17 protein-coding genes are annotated in these 21,275 nt (G+C 59.9%); 12 read left to right on the top strand and 5 right to left on the bottom strand.

Going from position 1 to position 21,275, the window contains the following annotated elements:
* The first annotated feature begins 52 nt into the window (after positions 1 to 52).
* The 8 genes from BLV07_RS38485 to BLV07_RS38450 all read left to right on the top strand — a co-directional run bounded on the left by BLV07_RS38485 (position 53) and on the right by BLV07_RS38450 (position 11,373).
* Complete coding sequence (locus tag BLV07_RS38485) at positions 53 to 952, top strand: class I SAM-dependent methyltransferase (protein ID WP_244551360.1); 900 nt, start codon at positions 53 to 55, stop codon at positions 950 to 952.
* Between the two features lie 464 nt (positions 953 to 1,416).
* Positions 1,417 to 1,884 (top strand): (2Fe-2S)-binding protein, encoded by a 468-nt coding sequence (locus BLV07_RS38480; protein WP_091896662.1) that lies wholly within the window; start codon positions 1,417 to 1,419, stop codon positions 1,882 to 1,884.
* Positions 1,885 to 1,900: 16 nt separating this feature from the next.
* The gene (locus BLV07_RS38475; protein WP_091896659.1) at positions 1,901 to 4,126 is read left to right on the top strand and encodes a xanthine dehydrogenase family protein molybdopterin-binding subunit; all 2,226 of its coding nucleotides are present in this window, start codon (positions 1,901 to 1,903) and stop codon (positions 4,124 to 4,126) included.
* A gap of 67 nt (positions 4,127 to 4,193) precedes the next feature.
* Positions 4,194 to 6,401: a xanthine dehydrogenase family protein molybdopterin-binding subunit gene (locus tag BLV07_RS38470; RefSeq protein WP_091896656.1), complete on the top strand. Its 2,208-nt coding sequence runs from the start codon at positions 4,194 to 4,196 to the stop codon at positions 6,399 to 6,401.
* Between the two features lie 57 nt (positions 6,402 to 6,458).
* Complete coding sequence (locus BLV07_RS38465) at positions 6,459 to 7,196, top strand: Tll0287-like domain-containing protein (RefSeq protein ID WP_244551359.1); 738 nt, start codon at positions 6,459 to 6,461, stop codon at positions 7,194 to 7,196.
* A gap of 28 nt (positions 7,197 to 7,224) precedes the next feature.
* Complete coding sequence (locus BLV07_RS38460) at positions 7,225 to 9,951, top strand: response regulator (protein ID WP_176946047.1); 2,727 nt, start codon at positions 7,225 to 7,227, stop codon at positions 9,949 to 9,951.
* Positions 9,944 to 10,315, top strand: a complete 372-nt coding sequence (locus BLV07_RS38455; RefSeq protein ID WP_091896647.1) for a response regulator — start codon at positions 9,944 to 9,946, stop codon at positions 10,313 to 10,315. The genes BLV07_RS38460 and BLV07_RS38455 overlap by 8 nt, the downstream gene beginning before the upstream one ends.
* Positions 10,312 to 11,373 carry an adenylate/guanylate cyclase domain-containing protein gene (locus BLV07_RS38450; RefSeq protein ID WP_091896644.1) on the top strand — a complete coding sequence of 354 codons (1,062 nt, stop codon included), beginning with the start codon at positions 10,312 to 10,314 and terminating at the stop codon, positions 11,371 to 11,373. Before BLV07_RS38455 ends, BLV07_RS38450 begins: the two co-directional genes overlap by 4 nt.
* Before the next feature lie 574 nt (positions 11,374 to 11,947).
* Here BLV07_RS38450 and BLV07_RS38445 read toward each other — a convergent pair.
* A complete protein-coding gene (locus BLV07_RS38445) occupies positions 11,948 to 12,469 on the bottom strand; it encodes a Cache 3/Cache 2 fusion domain-containing protein (protein WP_091896641.1) in 522 nt (173 codons plus the stop codon).
* 727 nt (positions 12,470 to 13,196) lie between these two features.
* Here BLV07_RS38445 and BLV07_RS38440 point away from each other — a divergent pair.
* Positions 13,197 to 14,480, top strand: a complete 1,284-nt coding sequence (locus BLV07_RS38440; RefSeq protein ID WP_091896638.1) for an adenylate/guanylate cyclase domain-containing protein — start codon at positions 13,197 to 13,199, stop codon at positions 14,478 to 14,480.
* A gap of 211 nt (positions 14,481 to 14,691) precedes the next feature.
* On the opposite strand, the gene BLV07_RS38435 is transcribed toward BLV07_RS38440, so the two are convergent.
* The gene (locus BLV07_RS38435; RefSeq protein WP_176946046.1) at positions 14,692 to 16,458 is read right to left on the bottom strand and encodes an adenylate/guanylate cyclase domain-containing protein; all 1,767 of its coding nucleotides are present in this window, start codon (positions 16,456 to 16,458) and stop codon (positions 14,692 to 14,694) included.
* A 421-nt stretch (positions 16,459 to 16,879) separates the two neighbouring features.
* Here BLV07_RS38435 and BLV07_RS38430 point away from each other — a divergent pair, with 421 nt between their 5' ends.
* Positions 16,880 to 18,838: an adenylate/guanylate cyclase domain-containing protein gene (locus tag BLV07_RS38430; protein ID WP_091896632.1), complete on the top strand. Its 1,959-nt coding sequence runs from the start codon at positions 16,880 to 16,882 to the stop codon at positions 18,836 to 18,838.
* 131 nt (positions 18,839 to 18,969) lie between these two features.
* On the opposite strand, the gene BLV07_RS38425 is transcribed toward BLV07_RS38430, so the two are convergent.
* Positions 18,970 to 19,170 (bottom strand): hypothetical protein, encoded by a 201-nt coding sequence (locus BLV07_RS38425; RefSeq protein WP_091896751.1) that lies wholly within the window; start codon positions 19,168 to 19,170, stop codon positions 18,970 to 18,972.
* 302 nt (positions 19,171 to 19,472) lie between these two features.
* Here BLV07_RS38425 and BLV07_RS48050 point away from each other — a divergent pair, with 302 nt between their 5' ends.
* On the top strand, positions 19,473 to 19,640 hold the full coding sequence (locus tag BLV07_RS48050; RefSeq protein WP_176937125.1) for a hypothetical protein: 168 nt from the start codon (positions 19,473 to 19,475) through the stop codon (positions 19,638 to 19,640).
* Between the two features lie 14 nt (positions 19,641 to 19,654).
* Here the strand turns inward: BLV07_RS48050 and BLV07_RS38420 are convergent, their stop codons facing one another.
* Together BLV07_RS38420 and BLV07_RS38415 are read right to left on the bottom strand one after the other, a co-directional pair.
* Complete coding sequence (locus BLV07_RS38420; RefSeq protein WP_091896630.1) at positions 19,655 to 19,900, bottom strand: hypothetical protein; 246 nt, start codon at positions 19,898 to 19,900, stop codon at positions 19,655 to 19,657.
* Between the two features lie 5 nt (positions 19,901 to 19,905).
* On the bottom strand, positions 19,906 to 20,124 hold the full coding sequence (locus tag BLV07_RS38415) for a hypothetical protein (RefSeq protein ID WP_091896626.1): 219 nt from the start codon (positions 20,122 to 20,124) through the stop codon (positions 19,906 to 19,908).
* A 159-nt stretch (positions 20,125 to 20,283) separates the two neighbouring features.
* Here BLV07_RS38415 and ku point away from each other — a divergent pair, with 159 nt between their 5' ends.
* Positions 20,284 to 21,216, top strand: a complete 933-nt coding sequence (ku, locus tag BLV07_RS38410; protein WP_091896623.1) for a non-homologous end joining protein Ku — start codon at positions 20,284 to 20,286, stop codon at positions 21,214 to 21,216.
* Positions 21,217 to 21,275: the final 59 nt, after the last annotated feature.

Genomic DNA, 21,275 nt, shown 5'->3' with positions numbered 1-21,275 from the left:
ACTGCCGCCCTTTTTCAACGGAATCGGCCAAAAGCCGACCCTCGGACATCCCTTGCAGTTGATCGCCAAGTCGGCCAGCATAGGGCGTGGTTTTTGTCGGCACTTTCCAGTTGCGAGTATTTCGGGGGTAGTCATGTCGGCCCATGAACATTGGCAAATGGATGCCAGCGCCCCTGAGCTCTACGAACGCTATCTCGTCCCGGCCATCACTTCCGTATGGGCCAATGATCTGCTCGACCGCATCGGACCAAGGCGCAAGGAAAGCGTACTCGACATAGCCTGCGGTACCGGCGTCGTGGCGCGGTTGGCAGAGCAGCGCGGGCATGCCGGGCGGCTGGTCGGCATCGACCTCAACGCAGCGATGCTCGCGGTGGCGCGGCGAAAGTCCGCGACTATCGAATGGGTCGAGGGTAGCGCGCTGGACCTGCCGTTCGATGCAAACAGTTTTGATCTCGTGCTCTGCCAGCTAGGGCTGCAGTTCTTCCCCAATCGGCCGTTGGCGCTCCAAGAAATGGTGCGTGTGCTCAAATCGGGCGGGCGCGCCGGGTTGAGCGTCTACAGCGCAATCGAACGAACGCCGGCGGCATACGCCTTCGTGCAGGCGCTCGACAAGTATCTGGGAGAGGAGTCCTCTCGAACGAAGCGTTCCGAGCATCTTTCCTGCATCGCGGAGGAGGTTGGCACGTGGGCGAAGCGGGCCGGGTTCGATGTTGTCGATGTAGTCACCGTCGCCAAACAAATCACTTTCCCGTCAATGTTGGACTATGTTCGCTTTCAGCTCACGGCAACGCCGATGGCTGCACTCTTGAAGGGGAAAGATGCAGCAGAGCGCGAGCGCCTGATTGGATCGATTGCCGTCGACGCCGCCTCCAGCCTGGACGCTTCGATGCTGGCGGACGACAAGCTAACATTCCCCCAAGAATCGTTCGTGGTAACGGCTTCCCTCCGCTAATTTGCCGAACGGAAGATAGGCTCTCTCGAATGACGGTTTCGGGTCAAAAGCGCCGTTTGGCAAGCCGGTCAGTCGCTTCCGGTCCACCCCGATGAGCTGACTATGCCAGAGCGCGCCCGGACTTCGGATTAGGGCCACAAGCTGTCTTGTGCGGAACGGCAGCTGTTGGCGCTAAAGCGGACACACGTTGAAGCGGCGGGTTCGGCCAAGCGCCTGAACCTGACTTGGCGAATAGGACCGTTCAGTGTTCAAGTGGGAAATTTGCGAGCTTAGACCACATCCTACAAGAGCATGTCATTGGCGCAGCAGGTTAAGGATTAAGTCCTGGGATGAAGTCAGACGACATGCCGACGCGTGCGTCAGGGACGCGATCGGGCAGACAGGAGCCCTCAGGGCATTCAAAATGGCCGCCGAAGGGAGTATAAATTAGCGGTAGTAGCCAAGAACGATTGTGGGAGGTGCTCATGCCCACGTCGGTTTCGCTAAATGTAAACGGCCGCGCGGTCTCAATTGAAGTCGATGACCCGGGCATGCCGCTTCTCTATGCCCTGCGAGATAATCTTGAATTGAAGGGGCCGCGCTTCGGCTGCGGACTAGGGCAGTGCGGCACCTGTGCCGTGCTGTTGGATGGCGAGCCTGTGCTCTCGTGTGAAATACCGCTCACCAAGGTGGCCAACAAGAAGGTCGTAACGCTCGAGGGACTCGGCAGCCCGGAGCAGCCGTCGCCTGTACAACAAGCCTTTATCGACGAACAGGCAGCACAGTGCGGCTACTGTCTCAACGGTATGATCATACACGCGACTGCACTCCTCGCGAAAACCAAGAACCCGACCGTTTCAGAGATCAAGAAGGCGCTTGCCGACGATCTTTGCCGGTGTGGCACCCACCTTCGCATCATTCGGGCGGTGCAGCGGGCAGCCCGGGAGGCATGAGACACAGGAGACAGAGATGCTGGATTTCGTCTCCACCCGTCGTGACGTATTGAAGACTGGCGGCGCACTCCTCGTCACCTTCACATTTGCGGGAACCGCTCTCCCTGCTTTGGCGCAGAGTGGTCCCCGAAAGAAGGCTCTCGCATCCGACGAGGTCGACGGATTTCTGTCTATCGATGCAGACGGACAGGTTACCGTCTATTCTGGCAAAGTCGATCTCGGGACCGGATTGCGTACTGCGCTGACGCAGATCGCCGCCGAAGAGCTCGACGTGCCGCTCGACCGGGTAAGGCTCGTCCAAGGCGACACGGCGCTGACGCCGGACCAGGGCGTCACCTCGGGCAGCCGCTCGATTTGGATAGGTGGGATGCAGATTCGCCAGGCTGCGGCGACTGCGCGCAAAGCGCTCGTTGAAATGGCCGCTGGGCACCTCGGCGTGTCGCCGACCGAGCTGCGGATCGAGGCCGGCACAATCAAGGGCCGCGACAAGAGCGTCTCATATGGCGAGCTCGTCGGAGGCGGCACGTTCTCGCTGAAGGTTGATAAAGGCGCGCCGGTGAAAGACCCCGCGTCATACATGATTGTCGGAAAGTCTGTGCCACGTCTCGATATTCCGCAAAAGGTGACCGGACACTTCATGTACATGCAGGATGTCCGCGTCGCCGGCATGCTGCACGGCCGCGTGGTCCGCCCGTTGGCAATTGGTGCTCGCCTTGAGAGTGTCGACGAATCCTCGGTGAATGGCGTCCCGGGTCTTGTGAAGATTGTGCGCGAAGGTAACTTCCTTGGCGTCGTGGCAACAACCGAATGGGGCGCCATCCAGGCGGCGCGTAAGCTGAAGGCAACCTGGTCGAAATGGGAAGGATTGCCGGAGCGCGCGCAGCTCTGGGAGCACGTTCGCGCCACGAAAATCAATAGCGATGAGGTTACATCCGATGTCGGTAACAGCGCCAAGGCGCTGAGTGATGCACCGAAACGCATCTCGGCGACCTACGATTTCGCCATCCACACGCATGGCTCCATTGGCCCATCTTGCGCGGTGGTCGAGATTAGCGAGGGCAAGATCACGTGCTGGAGCGCCTCTCAGGCGACGCACAGGCTGGGACGACAGCTCGCGGCGATGATGGATGTGCCACTCGACGATGTGCGCTGCCTCTATATCGAAGGTTCGGGTTGTTACGGCCGCAACGGGCACGAAGACGCGGCCGGCGACGCCGCACTCCTCTCGCGCGCTGTAGACGGGAGACCCGTGCGCGTCCAGTGGATGCGCGCTGACGAGCATGGCTGGGATCCCAAAGGCCCGCCAATACTGGTCGACCTCCGGGCCGGAGTTGATGACAATGGCAGGATTATCGCCTGGGAGTCGGAGTTCTTCGTTCCTGAGGACGGCTTCGAGCCGGTGCCACTCATCGCTGCGACGCTCGCCGGCCTACCTGCGAGTCAGATCAAGGAGCCATATCGTTACCTCAATCCCAATATCATGAGCGCCAATTCGGCGCCGCCCTACACTTTCCCAAACATCACGACCGTAGCGCATCTCCTCGCCGAGACGCCATTCCGCTGGTCCCCGATCCGAACGCCCGGTCGCCTGCAAAACGCTTTTGCCAATGAATGCTTCGTCGATGAGTTGGCTGCTTTCGTCGCTGCCGACCCGCTCGATTTCCGTCTTAGTCATCTCAATGATCCGCGCGCCGCCGAGCTTCTTCTGCATCTGGCCACTCTCGCTCATTGGGAGAAACGGCCCTCGCCACGGGAGGCCCCCCAGACTGACCTCGTGGTTGGACGTGGCATCAGCTATGCCAAGGATTGGCCATCGTCCAGTTATGTTGGTGCGGTCGCCGAAATCGAGCTCGACCGGAGGAACGGAGAAATCCGTGTGCAGCGCTTTTTCGTCGCGCACGATTGCGGGCAGATCATCAACCCAGACGGCGTCAAGAATCAGATCGAGGGAAACATCATCCAAACCGTCAGCCGCACGCTGAAAGAGGAAATTCTCTTCGATCGTTCGGCGGTCACAAGCCTCCATTGGGCAACCTATCCGATCCTGACGTTTCCCGAGGTGCCGGACGTCATCATCGAACTCGTAGACCGTCCGACCGAGAAGCCTTCGGGTGCGGGCGAGCCTGCAGCCGCGGTCGTGCCGTCCGCAATCTCGAATGCGGTCTTTGACGCTCTTGGCGTGCGATTGCGCTCAGTCCCGTTTACGCCGGCGAAGGTTCTTGCTGCGATTGAGGGGCACTAACCTGCACTCGCTCAGTAACTGTGTGACAGAGCGATGGTCCGGAGGGCATAGGACAAAAGAGGCAGAGATGCTGAATTTCGTCTCCACCCGTCGTCAGATACTGAAGACCGGCGGCGTGCTGCTCGTCAGCTTCACGCTCGCAGAAACGGCTTGCTCCGCTTTGGAGCAGAGTGGCGCGCCGAAGAAGACTATCGCATCAGACGAGGTCGACGGATTTCTGTCGATCGATGCCGACGGACAGGTCACCGTCTATACCGGCAAGGTAGACCTCGGGACCGGATTGCGTACTGCGCTGACGCAGATCGCGGCCGAAGAGCTCGACGTGCCGCTTGACCGAGTAAGGCTCATCCAGGGCGACACAGCGCTGACGCCGGACCAAGGTCCCACTTGGGGCAGCATCTCGATCCAGATGGGCGGGATGCAGATCCGGAAGGCGGCGGCGACGACGCGAAAGGCGCTCGTTGAAATGGCCGCCGGGCACCTCAGCGTCCCGGCGACCGAGTTGCGGATCGAGGCCGGTACAATCAAGAGCAGAGACAGGAGCATTTCATATGCCGATCTCATCGGCGGCAGGACCTTCTCGCTGAAGGTCGATAAGGACGCGCCGGTAAAGGACCCGGCGTCGTACACAATTGTAGGTAAGTCTGTGCCACGTCTCGATATTCCGGCAAAGGCGACGGGACAATTCATGTACATGCAGGATTTCCGCGTCCCGGGCATGCTGCATGGCCGCGTAATTCGTCCCTTGGCGATCGGCGCCAAACTTGAGGATGTCGACGATTCTTCGGCAAACGGCGTTCCGGGTCTTGTGAAGGTGGTGCGCGAACGCAACTTCCTTGGCGTCGTAGCGGCAACCGAATGGGGCGCCATTCAAGCCGCGCGCAAGTTGAAGGCGACCTGGTCAAAATGGGAAGAACTGCCAGAGCGCGCGCACCTCTGGGAGCATGTTCGCGCCACCAAGATCAATAGCGATCAGGTTACCTCCAGTGTTGGTGACAGCGCCAAGGCGCTGCGTGATGCGCCGAAACGCATCTCGGCAACCTACGATTTCGCGATCCACACGCATGGCTCGATCGGCCCGTCTTGCGCGGTGGTCGAGATCAACGACGGCAAAATCACGTGCTGGAGTGCCTCGCAGGCGACACACTGGCTCAGAAATCAACTGGCCGCGATGATGGCGGTGTCCCTCGACGATGTGCGCTGCCTCTACATCGAAGGTTCGGGCTGTTACGGTCGAAACGGACACGAAGACGCGGCCGGCGACGCCGCGCTTCTGTCCCGTGCAGTGGGAGGAAGACCCGTGCGCGTCCAATGGATGCGGGCAGACGAGCACGGCTGGGACCCGAAAGGTCCGCCAATGCTAATCGACATGCGCGCGGGGATTGACGACGAAGGAAAGACTATCGCGTGGGAGTCGGAATTCTTTCTACCCGATCATGGTTTCGGACCAGTTCCGCTGCTCGCGGCAACACACGCCAATCTGCCAGGGACGACTGTGTTGCAGCTCCCCAAGTTTAACAATCGCAATCTCGCACTCCCCTACGCCTTTCCAAACGTCAAGACAGTGGCACATTTGCTTGGCGAGACGCCGCTTCGCGCGTCTTGGATCCGGTCGCCTGGTCGTCTGCAGAGCACCTTCGCGAACGAGTGCTTCTTAGACGAGTTGGCCGCGTCCATCAGCGCAGATCCGCTGGATTTTCGTTTGAAGCATCTCAATGACCGGCGAGGCGCAGAGCTCCTGCAACGCTTGTCCGCTCTCGCGAACTGGGAGAGACGCCCCTCTCCTCGGAAAGACATCAAGGGTGATGTCGTGACCGGACGAGGCATCAGCTACCTCATGTATGACTTGGTCCGGACCTATGTAGGCGCGGTCGCCGAGATTGCGGTAGACCGCAGGACCGGGGAAATCCGGGTGGAGCGGTTCTTCGTCGCGCACGATTGCGGGCAGGTCATCAACCCCGACGGGGTGACAAATCAAATCGAGGGAAGCATCATCCAGACCGTCAGCCGCACGTTGAAAGAGGAAGTTCTCTTTGATCGCTCGGCGGTGACGAGCCTGCATTGGGCGACATACCCAATCCTCACCTTCGCCGAGGTACCGGATGTCATCGTCGAGCTCATCGATCGTCCGAATGAAAAGCCGTGGGGCGCGGGCGAGCCTGCAACCACGATCGTGCCGTCCGCGATCTCGAACGCGCTGTTCGACGCCATTGGCGTGCGGTTGCGCTCGGTCCCGTTCACCCCGGCGAAGGTGATGGCTGCGATTGAGGGCTGACCCGTACGCGCTCAGTAAACGCGAGGCAAAGCGATGGTCCGGTCGAGGCATTGGTGGATGAAACTGACGGTGGCCCTCATATCCATGGGCACAATTCCGGCACCGGTGATCTACGCAGCCCCCGACGGCGAGGATCTGTCAATAGGCAAGAGCCTGGCCGACATGCTGGTCGCTGGCGAAACCGTCATCTCCCGCGAGCAGGACCGGATCGATGATCCAAAGCTCGGCGACAAGGGCCTTAGCGGCGAGACGCTGCTGGAACAGACTCGCGAAATCTATCGCAGGGCAACCGGCGTCGATGCCGCAGCAGTCGACCCCGCCTCCCGACATGGCCGGCTTCTCCGCGCCCAAATGGACGCGATCGTCGAGGTCATGGACGCAAATCAGACAACGATCAACGCGAAGGGGACAGGGTTCAAGGGGTTCATCCCGGCGGTGTTCGCGCGCCTCGTCAACGAAGCCTTTGCCCGCAAAGCAAAGGGGGAGGCTGAAGTGAAAGTCACGGGACCGCCCGATCGCATCCGCAACCGAAAGGCACGTCCAGACGCGTGGGAGACCAATGTCATAAAATCAAAACTGCTCGCGCCAAACTGGCCGCGCGACCACGCCTATTCTGCGGCTGTCGAAACGGGCGGACGCGCAGCATTCCGAGTCATGGTGCCGCAATACTATGATGAAACCTGCCTGGCTTGCCATGGTTCACCAAAAGGCGAAGTCGACATAACAGGCTACCCGAAGGAAGGCGCGAAATTGGATGAGCTGGGCGGCGTTATCAGCATCATCCTCTACCGATAGCCCAGCTCCAAATGCAAGGCACGCGACGATGGCCCGACTGAATATCCGAACTCGGATCATTCTTCTGTCGAGCGCACTGCTGCTCGTTATCCTGGGAATGAATATCTATCTGACGCGCAAGCTCGTGGACAATTCAGCGGCCGTCGCTCAAGTCTCCGATTTGATCGGCGTCATCGAACAGGCGAATGGCGCGCGCATCGCATTCGGAGAGCTGCGCTATTGGTTGACCGACCTCGCCGTTAGCATGCTGACGCTCTCGGAAAGAAACGCCGCGGAAGCTCAGAGCCGAATGGAGCATCTTCTCGATCAACTAGCGACGCGGAAGCCTGATCGCATCGCCTCCGTTCGTGAGGAGCTCGCTCAGTTCCAGAAATTCGCCGCTGATGCCGTTGAGGAGTACACCGCCGATCGCCGAGTGATGGGCAATTCTCTCCTGGCGCAGGCGCGAAAACACAGTGCGGTCGTCGATGAACTTCTAAGATCGATCGTAACCGAATTAACCAATGAGGCAGCAGCAGCCCGCGATCGCGCAGTTGCGGATGTCGCCACTGCGACGCGTATCACGCAAGGGATCGCAGTGGCAGTTGTAATTATGGGAGCCCTACTGACCTTCTTCTTACTACGCTCGATCACGCTTCCGCTCGGGCGGCTTGTGGTGGCGATCGACGGCCTTAACGCTGGGGACGTGGCAGTTCCGATTCCCGACGTGGGCCGTGACGAGATCGGTGCCATGGCAAGGACGCTGGCAATGTTCCGCGACACCCTCAAAGAGCGGGACCGGTTGACTGCCGAACGAGAGCACGAGCGCAAGACGCTCGCGGCAGCAATTGCAACCATCTCCGATGGCTTCGTCCTCTATGATGCCGATGACCGCATCGTGGTGTGCAACGAGCGCGTACGCGAGATCTACCCTCACCGGGCAGACCTCTTCCAGCCCGGGACAAGCTTTCGCGAGATCCTCGAGGCAGCAGTTACGCGTTCTGTGGCCGATTTGAATGGACGTCCCGCGGAGGACTGGATTGAGGAACGCCTAAGGCAGCATTCCGCACCGTATAGTGTCGCCGAGATTTCATACCGGAATGATCTCTGGGTGCGAGTTACCCAGCGTAAGACGCATGATAGGGGCACGGTATTCGTCTACACCGACATCACCGAGCTCAAGCGCCGCCAGATTGAGCTCGAGCACGCGCGGGAGGAGGCAGAGGCGGCAAACCGAACAAAGAGCCAGTTCCTGGCAAATATGAGCCACGAACTTCGAACGCCGCTCAACGCCATCATTGGTATAGCCGAGATGCTCTATGAGGAAACGCAGGAGGAGCGCGACAACGCTCTTGCCGAGCCCATTGGCCGCATCGTACGGGCCGGCAAACATCTTCTCATGTTGATCAACGATATTCTCGACTTGTCCAAGATCGAGGCCGGCAAGCTCGATCTGTACCTGGAGGAGCTCGATATCGCACCCCTCATCGGCGAGCTTGCGAAGACCACCCAGTCGATCGCCGACAGGAATCGCAACCAGCTCGTCGTCGAATGTCCTGCGGATATTGGTGTGATGCGGGCGGACTCGACCCGCGTGCGCCAAGTGCTTCTGAATCTGCTGAGCAATGCCTGCAAATTCACGGAAAGCGGCGAGATACGCTTAACAGTTGCGCGCGAGACGGACGGATCAACCGGATGGGTGGTCTTCATCGTGGCCGACACCGGCATCGGGATGACGGCGGAGCAACTTGGGCGGCTCTTTCAGGAGTTCTCTCAGGCCGATAGCTCGACGACCCGCAAATACGGCGGCTCGGGGCTTGGTCTGGCGATCAGCCAGCGCTTGTGTCGGGCCATGGGCGGCGAAATCACCGTTACCAGCATGCCCGGCCGCGGAGCCGTCTTCACCGTTCGTCTGCCCGATCAAGCCGTCCATGCGGCAACACAGCGCGCCGAGATTTCGTCGGTCGCGAAGGGCGGCTCGCCTAGGCGGATGATGGACGGTTTCCCGCGGGTGCTTGTCATCGACGACGATCTCGATGCGCTGGATGTCATGCGTCGCTTCCTCAGCAAAGAGGGTTTTGACGTCCTGACCGCACGCGGAGGACGGGAGGGGCTGCAGCTCGCGCGCGAACTTCGCCCCTCACTGATCACCCTGGATGTGTTGATGCCCGAGCTCGACGGCTGGCACGTGCTCAGAGAGCTCAAGTCAAAGCCGGAGCTGGTTTCGATTCCCGTGATCATGCTGACCATCGTCGATGAGCGCAGCAAGGGCTATGCGCTGGGCGCCAGCGAGTACATCACCAAGCCGATCGATTGGACCAGGCTCCGGGCAGTCCTGCACCATCTCAGCGGAAGTCCGTCGGGAAAGGATATTCTTCTCGTCGAGGACGACCAACGGACGCGGCGACTCTTGGCATCAAGACTTGCCGCCGAGGGATGGCGAATCGTCGAAGCCGAAAATGGTCGAGAGGGCTTGAAGCGACTTGCCGAGCGCAGGCCGAGTCTGATCCTGCTCGATCTGATGATGCCGGAGATGGACGGGTTCGAGTTCATCGAGGAACTCCGCAGCAACGCGGCATTCGAGAACATTCCCGTCGTCGTGATGACCGCCAACGACCTGAGCGAGGCGGATCGTGAACGGTTCAATAGCGGAATTGTCGAGTTCGTATCCAAGGCGGGCTGCACCCGCGACGAGTTGCTGACGAGAATCCACGACCTCCTCATGCGCAAGATTCCCATCAATGGACTGCAACGGCGAGCCAAGAGCCATGGCTAAGATCCTGTACATCGAGGATAACGAAGACAACATTTACATGGTGTCCCGCCGATTGCATCGAAAGGGCTACGAGGTGCTCGTTGCACGCGACGGCGCGGAGGGCCTGGCGCAGGCCAGGAGCCACGTCCCGGACCTGATTCTGATGGATCTCGGACTACCGGTCCTCGACGGCTGGGAGGTTACGCGCCAGTTGCGCGCTGCGCCGGAAACCGCGGCCGTCCCTATTGTCGCCCTCTCCGCGCACGCGATGCCGGAGGATCGCGAGCGAGCGCTCGCGGCCGGGTGCAATGATTTCATTGCGAAGCCAACCGACTTTCCGCGTCTGCTGGATCGGATCGAGGCTCTTCTGAGGGCGAGGGCATGAACGAGCCTTTGCCGACGATACTGATCGTCGATGACAACGAGGATAATCGTTATCTGCTCGTGCGGAGATTGCGACACCTTGGCTATGAGACGGTGCTGACTGCCGCGGATGGCGTCGAGGCCATGTCAGTGCTTTCCGAGCAGGCCGTGGATCTCATGCTCCTCGATGTCATGATGCCAAGAATGAATGGTCATGAGGTCCTGGAGCAAGTTAAGGCGCAGCCCGCTTTACGGGAAATGCGCGTCATCATGATTTCTGCGGTGGACGACGTTGACAGCGTGGTCCGCGGTATCGAACTTGGCGCCGACGACTATCTTCTGAAGCCGTTCAACCCGGTCATTCTCGGTGCGCGGGTCGGCGCATGCCTTGAGAAGAAGCGCCTACGAGACCGCGAGGCCTACTACCGCGAAGAGATCCAGCGCGAGAGACGCCGCGCCGATCAGTTGCTGCAAGCCATCCTGCCGCCAAGTGCCTTGGCCGAGTTGAAAGCGACGAACGAGGTCAAGCCCCGTCGCGTGGAAGGCGTGACGGTACTATTCGGCGACATCGTTGGATTTACGAAGTACTGCGACAGCCATCCTGCGGAGCAGGTCGTATCTGAACTTCGCGGTCTTGTTGATTCGTTTGAAGACATCGTCGATGCGCAAGCGATGGAAAAGATCAAAACCATTGGGGATGCATTCTTTGCCACCGCCGGGCTGCTTAGACCAATGGAGGACGGTGTGCTCGCCGCCGTACGCTGTGCGGGGGCGATGATCGAGACCTCACAGAGGCTCAAGCCCGGCTGGACGATCCGTGTGGGGATTCATACCGGCCCAGTGGTCGCCGGCATCATGGGCCGGCGTCAATATCTGTTCGATTTGTGGGGAGATACCGTCAACACCGCTGCCCGTATCACCTCGCATGCCCAGGGAGGATCTATCCTCATGAGTGCAGCAGCCTGGGCCCAGGTCCGGCACTGTTGCGCGGGACGCAGCTGCGGACTGGTGGAACTGAAGGGAAAGGGAGCACTCGAGCTGTTCGAATGTCATGGCCTTCAGGCGGTCACCCCAAATTAGGCAGTGTACTCGTCAATCTCCCTGGCTAGTCCGAGACGCGCAAAAAGGTGGCGTCACCGAAACGGCTGCTTAGGGCGGATTCTGTTGAAAAACTCAAAATCTGAACGAACGCGAAATTCTCGTACGGGCTTGGCAGTGGCGACTCTAGGCGCTGAAATCCACCCCAGAACCAATACGAAGATCGCTGGCGGCAACTACACGAATTGATGCGGCCCCACGTCTTTGCAAGGACGCATTGGCGGGGCTTAAGAATTCTCCCTCAGCGCAAAGTGACTTTCAACAGTATCGGCGCAAAGCGGACCTACGATGGGACGCCGAGGTCGCCTTAGGGTCAAAATGCGAAGAACTCAAAGTGAGCAAATCGAGTCCGGCCTACCCCACTGAGCGGACATCCATGAGAGGTGCCGCCACTTCGCCGATGGGCCACAAGAAGAAATAAGTCGCGCGTTGGCGCGGCAAACCATTAGTCATGACCCTCGGGTTGGCTTCACTCTCGCTGGGGCCGCCCGAATTGCGATCCCAGCAAGTTCCAAAATCCGCGAGGAGGCTGATGCTTCGAGAAGGAGCGTGGCCTCTACTTCATGTATCCCACGTAGTAGATACCGATCACACTCTTTGATGCATCATGGATCGGCTTGTAGCCCGTGATGTAGGGCTTACCTAGAATGTCTACCTCTCCATAAAACGCCTCACCTCGCTTGATGGACTCGATCGCCTTGCCCTTGGGATCGAGAACGGTTCCGACTGCTCGCGAGCCGTCATCCTTCTTGACGTTCGTGGCGACGCGAACATACTCCTCGCCGTTTTTCACAAATATGGTGGCCGTTCCCTGAGCCTCCTTAACCACTTCGTCGACCAAATCGAATTGGTTGTTCATCTTTGTAGAGCCAAAAAAGATTGCAGGGACTTGCTTGCCCGCGACGGTGTCGGTCCCATCGATCTTAGGTGGACCTAGCTTATTCGCCTTCGACTCCAGAAGCTCCATTGCCGTCTTTACTTTTGCATCCTGAGCCTTGCCAACGTTTGGCAGAAGCATAGCGGCCCCGATGAGGCTCGCGACTGTGAGAAAGCCGAACGCAGTTCGCTTGATGTTCATGACCTTTCCTTCCCTGGAAAAACGCCTGCATGCGCCGATGGCCCTCACCGCATTTTGGTGACGGCTCGAAGGATCAGGCTGTCGATTTGGGTTTAATGTCATCGGATGACCTCGTACCGGTAGGCATTCCGACACGCGTCTCAACCAAGTCCGGTCTGTCAATAGCAGGGACTTGGATCGACCGAATGTAGTCTAGATTTTCATCCACGAATGCACGCGTTTTAGCAACCGAGGCACAAAATCCATGTCACAGCGCGACGACACGGCCATTGAAAATTGGGACAGCAATTCTCCCTTTAGAAAGGCGCTCACGGCATGCCGAGCGACTTGCCCTAATGTTCGGTCATCCATGTCGCGTTTGGGCCAACAGCGCCGGTTTGAATGGCGGCGTGTCACTTCCGGTTTGCCCCGATCAGCAGACCATATCTGAGCCAAACCGAACTTCGTCATCGGGTCAAAGGCAGCCCTCGGCAGCTTGCAAGACCTTGGTCGGCTCACCTCCCGGAAGTGGCCGTCGCCGCGCTCTGAGCTAAGGTCAGTCACGGGCCAAATGCAGACCTGCCGCAAAGCCGGGTGGCGGGTTGATTCCTCTTTGTTCGGACTAACGACGCTTTCGGCCTCGAATTGCGTGGGCTTACCAAAGCGGTCGTCAAGGAGGTAGGATCACTACCCAAGGCGCCCCTAATCCTCGGAGTGAACGTGTCAGCCCGATTGCGGGAGGGTCAAGATGTCATTCCCAATACCTGCCAACGAGCCCGAACGGCTTGCTGCCGTTCGCGCGCTCAATATCCTCGATACCGCGCCGGACATCGCATATGACGAAGTTGGTGAACTGGCCGCCCAGATTTGTCAGTGTCCGGTGGCCTATGTCAGCTTGATGGACGACGATCGCCTTTGGCTCAAGGCCAAGTATGGTTTGCCGCCGGATTTCCACCAGTGCCCGCGCGAAATTGCCTTCTGCGCGGAGACGGTTTGCGGCACCGAACTCGTCGTGGCGCCCGATCTCAGGCAAGATCCGCGCTTCAGCAGAATTCCATTTGTTACAGGGGAGCCGTACTTCAAATTCTATTGTGGCATGCCGCTTGTCACCGGCGAAGGATATGCGCTTGGGACACTGTGTGTCATGGATTTCGAACCGCGCCAGCTTGCCTTCGAACAGGCTGAATCGCTACGCCGTCTATCGCATCAGGTGATAACGCAGCTGGAGCTGCGGAGAAACCTTATCGAGTTTGACCGGGCAAATAAGGATCTAGATCAGGCGAGGAAGGATATTGCCGCCGAGAAGACACGCACCGAAGAACTGCTCACCAATATACTGCCCGTATCGATTGCCGACGAGCTTAAGGCGAATGGCAAGGTCCAGCCGAAATACGTCCCCTCGGCCACTATCCTGTTTGCTGATTTCAAGGGGTTCACCTTGCTGACAGAGCGTGTCGAGCCGGTCGCCCTGATCGGACTGCTCGACCAATATTTCACTGCTTTCGATGAGATCGTGACGCGCCATGGGCTCGAAAAGCTTAAGACGATCGGCGATGCCTACATGGCTGTGGCCGGCGTGCCGGCGGCCAATCGCCGGCATCCTTTCGATGCCTGCCTCGCGGCGCTCGAAATTCAAGGCGCCGTCGCCCGCATAAAGGCGCAACGCGACAAGATGCGATTGCCGTCGCTCGACCTGCGCGTCGGCGTCCATACCGGGCCGGTCATTTCGGGCGTGGTCGGTCGGCGGAAGTTTACATTCGACATCTGGGGCGATGCGGTGAACACTGCGGCGCTCATGGAGACGAATGGCGCTCCTGGCCGGATCAATATCTCGGAGACGGCCGCCGGACATGTGAGGTCACTCTTCGATCTCGAGCCGAGAGGCGCCATTGAAACGAAGCACCATCGCCTGCTCGAAATGTTCTTCCTCAACCGCCTGAAACCGGAATTCTCGCGCGATGCGGAGGGGCGACTGCCAAACGAGAAGGTTGCTGCCGAATGCAACCGACTTTTGACCGGCTTTTCCGGCTAGGCCCGCTCATCCGCCAGACAAACGAGCTGTGCGCTCTTACCTAACACTAGAAATGGCCGACTGCCTCGCATTCCGGTTAGACCGATGTCCGAAAGGGGGCAATAACGGAAGTCGACAGCCCCGTTCGCATCCGCGATTTGCAGACCTTCAAGACGTCACTGACGCGCCGCCTGAAAGTCGCTCAGAGAGGATTCGGATCGCGGCGTCGCACTCATCCCCGCACTCCGGCTGCGAGGCGGACACCTTCGACCCGGAGGGCATAGTCCTCGGGCCGCATCCAGGGGGGCCTTTGCTGCCAACGCTGAAGCTGCTCCGTCGATTGCGGGGGGATACGTTCCAGCGTTTCGCGCGCTTCATCCAATTGCCCGAGATAAGCGAGCGACGCGGCGATGTATTCGTAAGCGGTAGCATAACTCGGACGCAGGCGAACGACTTGGCGCCACGTCTGCAGCGCAGCGACGAAATCGCGCGAAAGAAACTGCAAAGCCCCACGCCAGACCGACCAAAGCCAAATCAGGGGATCATGTGGGCTGGCACGGATTGCTTGCTGCAGCCTCTCGAGTGCTTCCTCTCGATAGCCGCCGAACCCGAGTACACAACCAAGCATGCTGATAACAAAGGCACTATTTGGATTGAGGGCAACCGCAATGCGCGCTTCGGCGATCGCCGCCTCCCATTCGCTGCCCCACATCATCATGTGTGCCAACACGGCATGCGCCGTCGCATCGTTGTCGTCGAGCGATACGGCGATGTGCGCCTCTTCACGCGCCCTTCCTTGAACCTCCAAGAAGGGGCGGGTCGAGAAGTGCCAGATATCCCACTGGAGAGCCAGCGCATATCCGTAATGGCCGGGAGCGAAATTCGGATCGAGCGCGATAGCTTGGCTGAAGAAGGCCAACGCGGTTTTGTTCTCCTCAGGCCGGTATTGGTGGAAGTGCCAAAGGCCGCGCTGATAGGCCTCCCAGGCGTCCAGCCGTTCCGGTGGTTTGCGCAGCACGCGCTGTTGCTCGGCGGCTGCCAGTGCCGGCTCGATAACCGCGGCGACGCTCGCCGCAATCTCATCCTGCACTGCAAAGATATCGCTGAGATCGCGGTCGTAGCGCTCGGCCCAGAGATGCACGCCTGTAAGCGCATCGATCAACTGTCCGGTGATCCGGATCCGGTTGCCGCCTTTGCGCACCGAGCCCTCGAGCACATAGCGAACGCCTAGCTCGCGCCCGACCTGCTTCACATCGACGGGTTGCCCCTTGTAGGTGAAGCTCGAATTGCGGGCGATCACGAAAAGCCAGCGGATACGCGAGAGCTCGGTGATGATATCCTCGACCATGCCGTCGGCAAAATATTCCTGCTCGGGGTCGCCGCTCATGTTCTCGAACGGCAGCACGGCTATGGAAGGCTTTTCCGGAAGTGGAGGAGCCGCACTTAGCCGCTCGGTCGGCGCGCGATGCGCTCCCGCGCATATAGCGTAAGCGCGGACCGGTTTGGAGATGTTCTTGAGCTGCTGTTCGCCCAGATCCTCGACCTCGAAGGCGACCTTGCCGCGAGCGTGATTGAGGACGGTCTGCGATATGCAGATGCCGCCCGGCTCCGCTAGACCCTCCAGTCGAGCAGCAATGTTAACCCCATCGCCATAGAGGTCGCGCCCCTCGATAATCACATCACCAAGGTTGATCCCGATGCGGAATTCTATGCGTTTCTCCGGAGGGATATGGGCATTGCGTTCGCGCATGCCCTGCTGGACCTCGATCGAGCAACTTACCGCATCCACGACGCTTGGAAACTCAATGAGCATACCATCGCCCGTCGTTTTCACGAGGCGACCGCGATATTGCTTGTTCTTGGGGTCGATCAGCTCGCGCCGACACTCCTTCAGGCGGGCCAGCGTGCCGGCCTCATCTGCACCCATCAACCTGCTATAACCAGCAATATCGGCGGCGAGAATAGCGGCGAGTTTGCGCTTGACCTGATCCGAAGCCATTTGGGTTTCCCTCCCGTGGGATTCCCTTTGCGGATCACCGCAGGTAGCGGAGATAGTATCACGTCCCTCCCACCTTTGGCTGGAAAGTTCCGGCCGTTGCCCCGCTTCGAGCGGCCCCGCATTCCTGGGAATGACTGCTGTGGGGTCAAAATGCGAAGAACTCAGGGTGAGCAAGTTTAGTCCGCTATGCCCGAATAAGGGGACCTCCATCAGACAGGGCGTTACTTCGCTGATGGGCCAGAGGCGGACATTCCCTTCCAAATCTTTGTTCGCACATCCCGAGCAGACATCCGTCAGCGCGACTGACACTTCAAGCTAGTGGCAACGAGCGACATGAGCTCTGGATGGGGGCGTTCCGTCAAAGCGCGTTGGCGCTGCCGTGTGATCCGTCGTACAAATGTGCTGAGTTGGATTTCGGGCCATGGTGCAAGAGCGGCCAGTCCGGGTCGAGCGCAGGTTGGCGGCGATATTGGCCGCTGACGTGTCTGGCTATTCGCGGCTCATGCATCGCGACGAAGAAGCTACGCACGCCAGGCTAACCGCGCTCTTGACCGAGATTATTCACCCGGCAATCGCCGAGCATGGCGGGCGCACCGTGAAGAATACCGGAGACGGGCTCCTGGCCGAGTTTCCCAGCGCAGTTGAAGCGGTCCGAGCTGCTGTGCAGTTTCAAGTCCAAATTAAGGCACTTACGATCGGTGAGGTGGAAGACGGGCATATTGCCTTCCGTGTGGGCGTCAATATCGGAGACGTGATCATCGAGCCGCACGACATCTTTGGAGATGGCGTCAATATCGCGGCGCGGCTTGAGAGCATCGCAGAACCGGGCGGCATTTGCGTCTCGTCCTCTGCCTACGATCAAGTGCGGGGCAAGGTAGGCGTCGAGTTCGCCGATCTGGGCGAGCAGAACCTTAAAAACATCGCCCATCCCGTGCACGTCTTCGCCTTGCAGCCCGATGTTCTGGGTAGTCTTCCGGTACCTCCGGAGGGCCCTGCCGCCCTAAGGTCGACGCCACGCAGACATCTTTGGGCTGGCGCTGCGATCGCCCTGGCAGTCGTCGGCGGTGTCACAGCAGCCGCTTGGTGGTTTCGACCGAGCTCTGGCATCCCCTCATCGGCCTCAAATGCTTCGAACAACGCCAAGAGCATTGCTACGATCACTCACGCAACCTCCGCGCCACGCTTCTCGATTGTTGTGTTGCCCTTCGCGAACTTGAGCAGCGATCCCGATCAAGAATACTTCGCGGACGGGATCACCGATGATCTGACTACTGACTTATCACGAGTTTCAGGTAGCTTCGTGATCGCCCGCAACACCGCGTTCACCTTCAAGGGAAAGCCCGTAGACATCAAACAGGTCGGCCGCGAGTTGAATGTGCGCTACGTCCTGGAGGGCAGCGTGCGGCGCGATGGAGACCAAGTCCGAGTAAATACACAGCTGATTGACGCCGAAACCGGTGCACACATCTGGGCCGATCGGTTCGACAAGGATCGCGCGGACATCTTCAAGATGCAGAACGAGGTCACCGCTCGCATCGCCGGCACCCTCAACCTGGAACTGATCAGGGCGGAAAGCCAGCGCGCAGAGCGTGAGCATCCCGACAATCCTGACGCCGTCGACCTCGCCATGCGGGGCTGGGCCGCCTACTACCGGCCGCGATCCCGTCAGCAACTGGCCGAAGCGCGGATGCTGTTCGAGCGGGCATTGCGCATCAATCCTCAATCTCCCGAGGCACTGCATGGCCTGGCGAGCACGCTTCTCGTAGCAGTAAACGGCCGCTTTAGCGATGCTCCCGCCGCCGACCTCACGCGCGCCGATGAAGCGGTGGGACGGGTCCTCTCGAATTCGCCTGGCAATGCGCTGGCACACGATACCAAGGGTTGGATCTTGTGGGCGCGGAAACAATTTGGGCAGGCACTCGCTGAGTTCGAGACAGCTATCAATTTCGACCGCAATCTCGCGGACGCCTATGCTGCGAGCGGTTTTACCAAGCTCTTTGTGGGACAAGCGGAGCAGTCGTTCGCCCCGATCGAGACCGCCATCCAGTTGAGTCCGCGCGATCCGCTCCTGAACGTCTGGCTATTCTATATCTGTCACGCACATACGCATCTGGGTCACGATAACGAGGCGATCGACTGGTGTAGCAGGTCGATCGCGACTAATCCGGCTGGGTTTGTTTATATCGACCTGATCTCGGCCTACGGCTGGAAGGGGCAGAAAAATGACGCCCGTGCCGCGATAGCCGAGCTGAATAAGCAAATGCCAAATTACACGGTGCGGAAATTTGCCAATGAGGACTGGTCAGACAATCCGGTTTTCCTCGCCCAGTATCAGCGGATCATTGAGGGGCTCCGGAAGGCCGGATTACCCGAAGAGTGAGGGCCGCTAAGTACCGTGAGATAGCCGCAAGCGCCAATTTGGTCCAAGGGAATTTCGTTACATTGTGCCTAGGTTTGACTGGCCAATCGTCTGGAAACCGCGCTTCGCGGGGCGAAAGCAGGCCCCCGGTGTCAGGCTTCGCCGGAGCCCGAGAAGAGCACCGTGGGCGGGGTCGCGCGCGTGGGGGGCGTGGGCCGTCCGTAGCTCGATCCCGGTCTGCTCTTGAGCTCGTACCTTTGGGCCAGATCGAGAAGCCGCCGCCTGGTGAACGGGTCGGCCTTCTCCGCCAGATCCCGCGCCCGCTGCGCGAAGCCACTGTAGAACTCTTCCATGACGCCACCCCACAACATCACCGAATGCCGATCTTCGATGGTCGACGAGGCTCACGTCAAGAGATCGCTTGTGCCCGCCCGGCAAAGGGCACTACGCTGACCGAGGTGGGGGAAGCCAAATGTCGCTGCAGCATCCAATCCGGAAGCCTTGCCCGCACTGTGGGCGGGCGGCCCGCTGCGGCCGCCCGCGAAATAGCGGTCCGGAAGGCAGGGGCAGGTCCGGACCTCGCAGAATCGGGACTGGCAAGTTCGTCACGGCCGCACCAACTCCCTTGTAGATGCCAAACATGGGGAGGTGCGATGTGTCGGCTGTCGCAAACCTGCTTGCGCGGAAGCAGGCGCTCATGGAGCGACTGGAGAGCGGTACCGGGCCGAACGAACGCGAGGAAATCGAGCGCCTACTCGCGCAGATCGAGACCGCGCTGAACCTGCTCGAGTCGGGCGATGCCGCCACCCCGGGCGAGGAATGATCGGCTCGTGCCGGTCACATAGTGCTCAGGTCGTCCGGCACCTCGCCGAACTTCCGGATCAGTTTGGCGTCGCTGAAATCGCCGCTTGACGGGTCTCCTGTCCGAGAAAAGGCGACGGCGACGGCGCAACCTGGTTTCCGCGAGAGCGCTTCAGCGCGCATGACGGCCGCGTTGGCGCTCAGGCACTCCACCGCCTCACCGGCCGCCACCCCGTCGTCCGCCATGACGAACGGCAGTGCCACATAGTACGTGACGTCCATCGCAGTCACTCCTTGCGTTCGCGTTGCGCGCCATGTCGCCCGCGTGAATATCCTTTCGAGACCGCCGCGCGCAGCTCGTTGGCCTCGGCCTCGAGAAAGTCGATGGCGATCAACAACGCCTTGACCGTCTCGCGGGGGTCTCCGCCGCAGGCTTCGATGGCCTGGTCGGCGGCGAGTTCAAGATCGCCATCGGCGGGCGCAGCAGGTTCGGAAGCGGCGGACATGCTCTCATGTTCTTCATTTGTTCCGCATGAGCCAATGGGCATCAGTTGGATTCCGCTGGCGGCGAGGGACCGTGCGGATGAATCTTCGCCCAGAAAGGCTGGCCTGTCGGAACTGGCATCTGTCGTTCGTCTTGAATCCAGGCCGCCTCCAACGGAGTTCTGCGTACATGGGCGCCCCGAGCCAACTGGAAAGGATTTCTGAGACTCTCGCTCGTCACATGTCCAGTGGCGCTCTACCCGGCCACCTCCGAGTCCGAGAAGATCTCGTTCAACCAGCTCAACCGGCAGACGGGCCACCGCATCAAGTACCTCAAGTTGGACGCGGACACCGGCGACGAGGTGCCGAACGAGGACATCGTCAAAGGGTACGAGCTCGACAAGGGTCAGTACATCGAGGTGACCAAGGAGGAACTCGAGGAGATCGCGCTGGAGTCGACGCGCACCATCGAGATCGACGAGTTCGTCGACAAAGCCGACATCGACCCCCGCTACCTGATCCGCCCCTACTACATCCGTCCAGACGGCAAGGTCGGGCACGACGCCTTTGCGGTGATCCGGGAGACCATCCGCGAGATGGACAAGGTCGCGATCGGACGGGTCGTGCTGACCAACCGCGAGCACATCATCGGGTTGGAGCCGTTGCACAAGGGACTGGTCGGCACGCTGCTGCGCTACCCCTACGAGGTGCGGAGCGAGCAGGAATATTTCGACGAGATCCAGGACGTGAAGGTCACCAAGGACATGCTCGACCTGGCGAAGCACATCGTGAACCAGAAGGCGGGGCGCTTCGATCCCGAGAAGTTCGAGGATCACTACGAATCCGCGCTGGTCGAACTCATCAACCAGAAGCGCGCCGGCAAGCCGATCACGCCGAAGGAGCGGCCCCCAGCGGGCAACGTCGTCGATCTGATGGAGGCGCTGCGCCGGAGCGTCGGCAGGGAAGCCGCCCAGACCGAATCGAAGAAGCCGGGGAAGAAGCCGAAGAAGGCGTCGTCAGGTCAGAAGGAAATGCTGATGCCGATCGCTGGTAAGAAGCCGGCCAAGGAGGCTGCTGCAAGGAAGTCCTCCAAACAGCAACGGAAGTCCGCGTAGGAGCCGAGCGGTCCGGATACGCCCATCGCAGATGCGGGGCAGGCGGACGGGGGTTTCCC

This window comes from Bradyrhizobium sp. Rc2d, from assembly GCF_900099855.1.
Lineage (GTDB): Bacteria > Pseudomonadota > Alphaproteobacteria > Rhizobiales > Xanthobacteraceae > Bradyrhizobium.
Note: the sequence above shows the minus strand (reverse complement) of the source record. Positions and strands in the feature narration are given on the sequence as shown.